The 8217-nt window shown below is 61.5% G+C and carries 12 protein-coding genes; 8 read left to right on the forward strand and 4 right to left on the reverse strand.

Going from position 1 to position 8217, the window contains the following annotated elements:
* Positions 1-20 precede the first annotated feature (20 nt).
* On the reverse strand, positions 21-311 hold the full coding sequence (locus HJB89_RS32320; protein ID WP_221150999.1) for a hypothetical protein: 291 nt from the start codon (positions 309-311) through the stop codon (positions 21-23).
* A 253-nt stretch (positions 312-564) separates the two neighbouring features.
* On the opposite strand from HJB89_RS32320, the gene HJB89_RS32325 reads away from it, so the two are divergent.
* Both HJB89_RS32325 and HJB89_RS32330 read left to right on the forward strand, forming a co-directional pair.
* Positions 565-1155 carry a YqaA family protein gene (locus tag HJB89_RS32325; protein WP_207581975.1) on the forward strand — a complete coding sequence of 197 codons (591 nt, stop codon included), beginning with the start codon at positions 565-567 and terminating at the stop codon, positions 1153-1155.
* A gap of 73 nt (positions 1156-1228) precedes the next feature.
* Positions 1229-1744 (forward strand): disulfide bond formation protein B, encoded by a 516-nt coding sequence (locus HJB89_RS32330; protein ID WP_207581976.1) that lies wholly within the window; start codon positions 1229-1231, stop codon positions 1742-1744.
* Here the strand turns inward: HJB89_RS32330 and HJB89_RS32335 are convergent, their stop codons facing one another.
* Positions 1745-2302: an HNH endonuclease gene (locus HJB89_RS32335; protein WP_007632738.1), complete on the reverse strand. Its 558-nt coding sequence runs from the start codon at positions 2300-2302 to the stop codon at positions 1745-1747.
* 111 nt (positions 2303-2413) lie between these two features.
* Complete coding sequence (locus HJB89_RS32340; protein ID WP_221151000.1) at positions 2414-3106, reverse strand: DNA-3-methyladenine glycosylase; 693 nt, start codon at positions 3104-3106, stop codon at positions 2414-2416.
* On the opposite strand from HJB89_RS32340, the gene gluQRS reads away from it, so the two are divergent.
* Positions 3105-3986 carry a tRNA glutamyl-Q(34) synthetase GluQRS gene (gene gluQRS / locus HJB89_RS32345; RefSeq protein WP_207581978.1) on the forward strand — a complete coding sequence of 294 codons (882 nt, stop codon included), beginning with the start codon at positions 3105-3107 and terminating at the stop codon, positions 3984-3986. The genes HJB89_RS32340 and gluQRS overlap by 2 nt on opposite strands.
* Here the strand turns inward: gluQRS and HJB89_RS32350 are convergent.
* Positions 3951-4874 carry a YihY/virulence factor BrkB family protein gene (locus HJB89_RS32350; RefSeq protein ID WP_207581979.1) on the reverse strand — a complete coding sequence of 308 codons (924 nt, stop codon included), beginning with the start codon at positions 4872-4874 and terminating at the stop codon, positions 3951-3953. The genes gluQRS and HJB89_RS32350 overlap by 36 nt on opposite strands.
* A 76-nt stretch (positions 4875-4950) precedes the next feature.
* Between HJB89_RS32350 and HJB89_RS32355 the strand changes: the two genes are divergently transcribed.
* The 5 genes from HJB89_RS32355 to HJB89_RS32375 form a co-directional block, all read left to right on the forward strand.
* Positions 4951-5784 (forward strand): SDR family oxidoreductase, encoded by an 834-nt coding sequence (locus HJB89_RS32355; RefSeq protein ID WP_207581980.1) that lies wholly within the window; start codon positions 4951-4953, stop codon positions 5782-5784.
* Between the two features lie 14 nt (positions 5785-5798).
* On the forward strand, positions 5799-6002 hold the full coding sequence (locus HJB89_RS32360; RefSeq protein WP_207581981.1) for a twin transmembrane helix small protein: 204 nt from the start codon (positions 5799-5801) through the stop codon (positions 6000-6002).
* A 394-nt stretch (positions 6003-6396) separates the two neighbouring features.
* A complete protein-coding gene (locus HJB89_RS32365) occupies positions 6397-6975 on the forward strand; it encodes a cob(I)yrinic acid a,c-diamide adenosyltransferase (protein WP_207581982.1) in 579 nt (192 codons plus the stop codon).
* 32 nt (positions 6976-7007) lie between these two features.
* On the forward strand, positions 7008-7793 hold the full coding sequence (locus tag HJB89_RS32370) for a rhomboid family intramembrane serine protease (protein ID WP_221151001.1): 786 nt from the start codon (positions 7008-7010) through the stop codon (positions 7791-7793).
* Between the two features lie 177 nt (positions 7794-7970).
* A partial coding sequence (locus HJB89_RS32375) for an electron transfer flavoprotein subunit beta/FixA family protein (protein WP_409201834.1) occupies positions 7971-8217 on the forward strand: 247 nt, incomplete at its 3' end.

An 8217-nucleotide genomic window follows, 5' to 3' on the forward strand; every position in this document is an offset into this window, starting at 1 on the left:
CTCGGCGATAGCACGATTGCTCAGCCTGCCGGCCAATAGCCATCGGCGCGGAAATCCTCCGGGATCGGATCGAGTCGCGACAAGCTCTCGGCCGCAAAATCGATCTGCAGCGACAGGTATTGAAGAGACGCCAGCATCGGCACGCCGGTCGCGAACTCCCGGATGCGCGAGAGATGATAGCCGCTGGCACTCAACCGCCGCGCCGCCTCCCGGCGCACGTCGTCTCGGCTCGGCCCGCGGCCCTCTTCGAACCGCTCAACCATGTGCACGGCCTGCCCGCGGCCGCCTTCAATCACTTTGAACATGCTCATGCCACCCTGCAGTCGCCCCAATTCGGCTGGAGCATGATGTCTTAAGAAAACCGCCCACAGTTTTCGGTATCATGCTCTGAGACAGCTTGCCGGAGAATCGCCGATTCGCCATCCCGTGAAATCTTGGGAGAGGCGCCGATGCCCCACATCACGAAAATTTTTGGACAGGGGTGGCACGAAGGACACGGGCAAGCATTTACAGCGCCGCACACGCCCCCTAAAGCTTTTCGCACTGCAACAGGAAGGGAACGGAATGCTCCGCAGACTTTACGACTGGACCATGTCTTTGGCCTCGCGCAAATCGGCCGAAGTCTGGCTCGCCGTCATCGCCTTCGTCGAAAGCTCCATCTTTCTCGTCCCCGCCGATGTGCTTTTCCTGCCGATGGCGCTTGCCAAGCCGGAGCGCTCCTATCGCTACGCGTTGATCGCGACCATCGCTTCCGTGCTCGGCGGCATCGCCGGCTGGGCGCTCGGCTATTACGCCTATGAGACGGTGGCCCGGCCGGTTCTCGAATTCTACGGCAAGCTCGACGCCTTCGAGCAGATGAAAGCCTATGTCACCTACGAGACGATCCTGCTGCTGCTTGTCACATCAGGTGTTGCGCATCTGCCGCCGATCAAGATCGTCACAATCCTGTCCGGCGTCATTCACGTCAATCTGGGCCTTTTCATTGTTTCGGCGATCGTTGCGCGCGGGGCGCGTTTCCTCTTCCTCGCCTGGCTGCTGCGCCGCTACGGCGAACCGATCCGGGACTTCATCGAGAAGCGCCTCGGCCAGATCGTCGGCTTCGGTGCAACTGCCGTGATCGTTTTATACATCGCCTACCGCTACCTCGCTCACTAGAACATAAGGTTGTCCGAAAACCGCTCGCGCTTTTCGGCATCGTGCCACTAAGCCAACTTCGCGGAGTTCCGCCATGACTGCCACTTCCTCGCCGCTCGCCCGCCCCGGGTTTGTCTATTCCATATTGCTCGCCATCGGCATGGCGGCCGCGGTCGGCACGGCGCTTGGTTTCCAATATATCGGCGGCTACATTCCCTGCGCACTCTGCCTGCTGCAGCGCCAGCCTTATTATTACGCCATCCCGATCGCCATCCTCGCAGCGATTTCGGAACTCGTCGGCCTGCCGAACTGGATCACCCGCGCGCTCATTCTTGCCGCCGGCATGCTAATGCTGGTCACCGCGGGCATGGGCGTCTATCACGCCGGCGTCGAATGGCATTTCTGGGCCGGCCCGGCCACCTGCTCGACGACGGCCAGCAGCATGACGACCAATGCCGGCGATCTGCTCGGCGAACTCAACACGATCAAGGGCCCATCCTGCACCGATGCAGCACTCAGGGTGCTCGGCCTGTCTTTTGCGGGCTGGAACGTGATTGCCGGAATTCTGCTCGCAGCCTTCGCCTTCGCAGGCGTTCGCAAAGCCGCTTGATCAAGGCTGCAGTTCGGTATCCCAGTAGAGATAGTCGAGCCAGCTGTCATGCAGATAGTTTGGCGGGAACAGCCTGCCGTTATTGTGCAGATCCTGCACCGTCGGCTGATAGGGCTTCTGCGACGGGAACATGCTTGCCTGCTTGGGAAGCTTGCTGCCCTTGCGCAGATTGCAGGGCGAACAGGCTGCCACGACATTCTCCCAGGTGGTCTCGCCGCCATGGGCGCGCGGGATGACGTGGTCGAAGGTCAGATCGTCATGGGCGCCGCAATACTGGCATTCGAACCGGTCGCGCAGGAACACGTTGAACCGGGTGAAAGCGGGATTGCGGGACGGCTGAACGTAGGTCTTGAGACACACGACACTCGGAAGCCGCATCGAGAAACTCGGCGAGGAAACCGAATGCTCGTATTCCGCGATGATGTTCACGCGGTCGAGAAATACCGCCTTGATCGCGTCCTGCCAGGACCACAGCGACAAGGGATAATAACTCAGTGGCCGGAAGTCAGCGTTCAGGACGAGCGCTGGCAGGGCCTGTGGGGAGACTGCAATCGTCAAGGGACTCTCCTGATCGATTCGGCATCTGCACCTGTATATTAGGCCGGTTGTTACAGGATTGTGAAGTCCAATAAATTCAGAGGATAAAGGCAATTTGAAGAGTGTTGCCGATCAGCTGGTCGGCACCATGTCGCGGCGCGTTTTCGCGGCGTAATAGGCCCAGAAAAGCCGGGCCGCCACGGAGCGCCACGGCGACCAGGGTTCCGCCAAGGCAGCCAGAGCCTTTGCTTCAGGCCGGGCCGCGAGACCGAATGCCGCGCCGACGGCATTCTGAAGCGCGACATCGCCGGCCGGAAAGACATCGGCATGGCCGCCGCAGAACATCAGATAGACCTCCGCCGTCCACGGACCGACGCCCTTCAGCGCGGTGAGTTCGCCAAGCGCTTCTTCAGGCGGCATCAGGCAGAGCCCGGAAAGATCGAGGCGGCCGGAGGCAACGGCTTCGGCGATCCGCGACAGGGTCTCAGCCTTGGCGCGTGACAGGCCGAATTCACGCCAGGCCTCGGCGTGAAGCAGCGCATAGCCCTCGGCGGTCAAAAGACCGTCCGCCGGCAGCATGCGCCGCCAGATCGCCTCGGCACTGGCGCGCGATACCATTTGTGAGACGATGATATGGGCAAGGCCGGCAAAATCCGGTTCGCGCAACCGCAGCGGAACGGGCCCTGCATCCACCGCGATCGGCACAAGGCGTGGATCGACACGAAGCAGTGCTTCGAGCCCCCGGCTGACGTCGTCTTCGTTGCGGATGATCTGCACATCGCCTCGCAGTGGTTCAAAACCTAAATCCATGGCAGAAGAAAGCATGACCACGAGCGAGCGTCAAAAACCTGTCTTTCGTTTTGCGCCGAGTCCCAACGGACAGTTGCATCTCGGCCATGCCCTCTCGGCTCTCCTGAACCGCGACATGGCGGCGATCGCGCGTGGGCGCCTGCTGCTGCGCATCGAGGATATCGACCAGGCGCGCTGCACTCCAGAGTTCGAGGCCGGCATCCTGAGCGATCTCGACTGGCTTGATATCGGCTGGGAAAGCCCGGTGCGGCGCCAGTCGGAACATTTCCCCGAATATCAGGCAGTACTGCACGCGCTGATCGAGCGCGGCCTGGTCTATCCGGCCTTCCTGACCCGAGGCGAGGTGAAGGCGCGCGTCGCTGCCTATGAGGCGGCCGGTGAATCCTGGCCGCGCGATCCCGACGGCACGCCACACTATCCCGCAAACGATCGCGAGCGCCCGGAAGACGAGTGGCGGGAAATGCTGACCTCGGGAAAGAAACATGCCTGGCGGCTCGATATGCGCAAGGCGCTGGACCTGATCGGCGAACTGCTGTTCTGGACCGAAACCGGCGACGGCAGATCGGGCGAGATCGCCGCCGACCCCGAAGTCTGGGGCGATGTCATCCTGTCGCGCTCGGACGCCCCGTCGAGCTATCATCTTTCAGTCGTCGTCGACGATGCGCTGCAGGGCGTCACCCACGTCGTGCGCGGCCTCGACCTCTTCCCCGCGACATCGGTGCACCGGCTGCTGCAGGTGTTGCTCGACCTGCCGCAACCGATCTATCACCATCACCGTCTCATTCTCGATGCGGCCGGCCGCAAGCTTTCGAAAAGCGACGGCGACAGCGGGCTTGGCGAATTGCGCGCCCGCGGCATGTCATGGGCCGATATTCGCCGCCTTGTCGGGCTCTGATGCCCGTTCGGCACGCTCTCTGCCGACGATCGAAAGCGTGTGGGAGAACATCCGGAAGACGCGGAATTTGATCAGCGCTGCATTGATCTCCGCCCCGATGATGAAGATGACGCCGATCATGTAGAGGAAGATCAGCACGATCATGACCGAGGCGAGGCCGGCATAGGTTGCGGTATAATTGGCGAAGGTCGCCAGGTAATAGGCAAAGATCAGCGCGCCGGCGAGCCAGAGAAGCAGGGTCAGCAGCACGCCCGGGATGACATCAAAGACCCGCCGCTTGCCTGCCGGCAACCAGAGATGCATGACCAGCAATCCGACCGTCAGAACCACCAGCGTGCCGTAAATGCGCCAGCTGAAGACGATGTCGAGCGTGTCGGCAAACAGCGGAAACCAGTTCCTGGCATAATCGAGCGCCAGCGGCACGGCGACCAGCAGGATGCTGATCGCCGCAAAGATGATCACCGCGATCAGCACATAGCCGAGGCTCGCGAGTCGGGTGAAATACCACGGTCTCGTCTCCTGCACCCGGTAGGCGCGGTTGAGCGAGATGCGCAGCGCCTCGACGCCGTTCGAGGCGAAATAGGCGGCCGCCAGCACCGAGATCGTCAGCAGCCCGCCGCGCGGAATTGTCAACACCTGCAGCACCTGGTCGGCGAGCGGCTTGGCAATCGCCTCGGGCCAGGTGTCGAAGATCAGATGGATGGCGGTCGAGGAAAATTGATCGGCGCCGAGGAAGCTTGCAAGCGCCGTGCCGAAGATCAGGAAGGGGAAAACCGCAAGCAGGCTGGACAGCGCCACATGGCTCGCCATGGCAAAGCCGTCGTCCTCGATCATATGACAGATCGCGTCGTAGACCACGTCGTAGATCGTGCGCAGCGCCTTCGGCATTCCGTCTCCGGCTTTCCAGATTGTATCCTCTGGCCGAATATGGGAAACGAGTCCCATTTTGTACAGGAATCATTCCATGGCGGGAGAGCGTACCATCGTCGTGACCGGATGCTCGTCCGGCATCGGCGCTCATTGCGTGCGGGCTCTGAAAGCCGATGGCTGGCGCGTCTTTGCGACGGTGCGCAAGGCGGAAGACCTGCCGGGGCTGGAGGCAGACGGCATTGAAGCCTTGCTGATGGACTATGCCAGGTCCGAGACGATTTCGGAGCTGGTCGACGCGGTCCTGGAACGCAGCGGCGGCCGCATCGACGCGCTTTTCAACAATGGCGCCTACGGCCAGCCGGGCGCCGTCGAAGATCTTTCGACGGCCGCGTTGCGCGCCCAGTTCGAGGCGAATTTCTTTGGCTGGCACGAACTGACGCGGCAGATCATCCCGGCGATGCGCAAACGCCGAGAGGGGCGGATCGTGCAGTGCTCGTCGATCCTCGGCGTCGTGCCCTATCGCTATCGCGGCGCCTACACCGCTTCCAAATTCGCGCTCGAAGGCCTCAGCATCACCTTGCGCATGGAGCTACAGGGCAGTGGCATCCATGTGAGCCTGATCGAGCCGGGACCGATCGCCACGCGTTTCACCGCCAACGCGCTCGCAAAGATCAAGGAGCATATCGACCTTGAGAATTCGCAGCACGCGGCCGACTATGTCAAGCAACTGGCAAGACTTAATGGATCTGGCCCGGTCAGCCGCCATAAGCTTGGCCCGGAAGCAGTCTATTCCGTATTGAAACACGCATTGAACTCGAAAAATCCAAGGCCACATTATCCTGTAACGACTCCGGCCAAGCAGGGCATGTTCCTGAAGCGGCTGCTTCCGGCAGACCTCTTCTACCGCCTGATGCGCTGGACGGACTGAGAAAGCTGAATGCCATGTCCACGGTCACCTATATCCTTGCGATCATCGTCATGGGCGCCGTCGCCCTCGTCCTGATCCGCGGCCTCTTCAATATGATGAAGGGCGGCGATGCCAACCGTTCCAACAAGCTGATGCAGCTTCGCGTCCTGCTACAGGCAATCGCCGTCGTCCTGATCATGGTGACGCTCTGGCTGACCGGTGGTGGCCGGCCGACGTGACCGGGCAATCTAACGACAGAGGGATAAAATTGGGTACTATCGTCTCCTCGAACTCCCTCATTCCTGTGCTCGTCACAGGAATCCAGCCACCGCGCGTCCGCGCGGTGAATAACAAAATCAGACGTTCAAAAGCCTCTCCCGCGCCCAAAGACTTGGGCGCGGTGGATTCCTGTGACGAGCACAGGAATGAGGGAGGTGAGGCCATGCACGACGCGGTGGTTCTGTACGCAGCGGCAAATTTTGCGACAATGCCAACTCCACCTTCCGTCACCCCAGGCCTTGAGCCGAGGATCCGTGCCACGACTGCTAGTGAATGCCATGTGGATGCTCGGGTTAAGCCCGAGCATGACGAAGGGTGGAGTGGTTCAGCCTTCCCACCAATAGGCGGTGCGGCATGGTAAAACTCAACAAGATCTACACCAAAACCGGCGATGACGGCACCACAGGGCTGGTTTCCGGGCCGCGCCGGACAAAGGACGATCTCCGCGTCGAGGCCTATGGCACGATCGACGAAGCCAATTCCGCCATCGGCCTGGCGCGACTGCACACGGCCGGCTTGCCCGAGCTCGACGCTATGCTGATGTCGATCCAGAACGACCTCTTCGATCTCGGCGCCGATCTCGCCACACCCGATACCGGCGAGCCGCCGGCCTACGAACCGCTGCGGATCGTCGAGGCGCAGGTCGACCGCGTGGAACGCGAAATCGACCAGTTGAATGCCGGCCTGGAACCGCTGAAATCCTTCATCCTGCCGGGCGGCAGCCCGGCCGCCGCACATCTGCATCTTGCCCGGACGATTGCGCGGCGCGCCGAACGTTTGATGGTGGCGCTTGCCCGCACCGACGGTGAAATCGTCAGCGAGGCAGCGATGAAATATGTCAATCGGCTCTCCGATTTCTTCTTCGTCGCCGCGCGTCATGCAAATGATCGCGGCCATGCGGATGTGCTTTGGGTTCCGGGAAAAAACAGATAGGCTTGCCGCGGTCGCGATCGCCGGGGGGCCTTATGTTCATACCTTTTCACGACGCCAATACGCTGAAATATATCAAGGTTCAGTGGGTGACGCTCTCACTGATCGCATTGAATGTCGCGGTCTGGCTTGTGACCAGTCTGGAGAGCGAGCAGGCCGCCCAGGCGACGACCGTCGGGCTCGGCTATATCCCGGCGATCGCCTTCGGTGACGCGGTGCTGGCGCAGGGGCTGGAAATCGTGCCGGAACCGCTGACCTACCTCACCTATGCCTTCGTCCATTCCGGCTTCTGGCATCTGGCGTCCAACATGATTTTTCTCTGGGTCTTTGGCGACAATGTCGAGGACGCGATGGGACACTTGCGCTTCCTGATTTTCTACGTCGTCTGTGCAGCCGCCGGCGCGCTCTGCCACGGTCTGCTGGCCATGGCCTCGCAGGCACCGCTGGTTGGAGCCTCGGGGGCGATCTCCGGCGTCGTCGCCGCCTATGTCATGCTGCATCCGCGCGTCAAGGTCTGGGTGCTGGTATTCTTCCGTTTGCCCCTGCCCTTGCCTGCCTTCATCCCGCTGCTTTTGTGGATCGGCCAGCAGTTCTTCATGCTGGCGATCGCACCGGATGGCGATGTTTCCTGGGGCGCGCATGTCGGCGGCATCCTTGCCGGGGCTCTTCTGATCCTGGTGTTGCGCCGACCCGGTGTACCGCTGTTCGACCGGGAGATCGTCACGCCCCGCGCCGTGAGAAGCGATCCTGGCGCCGGCCCTGCCATCGCCGCCGACACGGATGGGCGCACAGCGCAGCGCCTTCCCTGGGGCCGACGCTGACAACAATATTGACGTGAACGTAAACGTTCATATATTGCCCGGCGAATCGTCTACCGGCGGCATAGAAGCGTTGTATTTGGAGGAAAAGCGCGTATCGATGTCGCCATTCGACAATCGGAGCGGCGCGCGAGCGGGCATTTTCGTTGAAGCCAGTTTCCCGTGAAGGAAGGACCCCCCATGAAGATTCTCGTACCCGTCAAACGGGTCGTCGACTACAACGTCAAGATCCGGGTGAAGCCGGACGGCACGGGTGTCGAGCTTGCCAATGTGAAGATGTCGATGAACCCGTTCGACGAAATCTCGGTGGAAGAGGCGCTGCGGCTGAAGGAAGCCGGCAGGTGCGAGGAAGTGATCGTCGTCTCGATCGGTCCGGCCAAGGCCGAAGAGACGCTGAGGACCGCCCTTGCCATGGGCGCCGACCGGG

The organism is Rhizobium sp. NZLR8 (assembly GCF_019685025.1).
Taxonomy (GTDB): Bacteria; Pseudomonadota; Alphaproteobacteria; order Rhizobiales; family Rhizobiaceae; genus Rhizobium.

Coding starts and splice junctions, on each gene's coding strand:
- gluQRS (WP_207581978.1), top strand. CDS start 3,105: ATGACCACGAGCGAGCGTCAAAAACCTGTCTTTCGTTTTGCGCCGAGT.
- HJB89_RS32325 (WP_207581975.1), top strand. CDS start 565: ATGCTCCGCAGACTTTACGACTGGACCATGTCTTTGGCCTCGCGCAAA.
- HJB89_RS32340 (WP_221151000.1), bottom strand. CDS start 3,106: ATGCTTTCTTCTGCCATGGATTTAGGTTTTGAACCACTGCGAGGCGAT.
- HJB89_RS32330 (WP_207581976.1), top strand. CDS start 1,229: ATGACTGCCACTTCCTCGCCGCTCGCCCGCCCCGGGTTTGTCTATTCC.
- HJB89_RS32355 (WP_207581980.1), top strand. CDS start 4,951: ATGGCGGGAGAGCGTACCATCGTCGTGACCGGATGCTCGTCCGGCATC.
- HJB89_RS32320 (WP_221150999.1), bottom strand. CDS start 311: ATGAGCATGTTCAAAGTGATTGAAGGCGGCCGCGGGCAGGCCGTGCAC.
- HJB89_RS32370 (WP_221151001.1), top strand. CDS start 7,008: ATGTTCATACCTTTTCACGACGCCAATACGCTGAAATATATCAAGGTT.
- HJB89_RS32360 (WP_207581981.1), top strand. CDS start 5,799: ATGTCCACGGTCACCTATATCCTTGCGATCATCGTCATGGGCGCCGTC.
- HJB89_RS32350 (WP_207581979.1), bottom strand. CDS start 4,874: ATGCCGAAGGCGCTGCGCACGATCTACGACGTGGTCTACGACGCGATC.
- HJB89_RS32365 (WP_207581982.1), top strand. CDS start 6,397: ATGGTAAAACTCAACAAGATCTACACCAAAACCGGCGATGACGGCACC.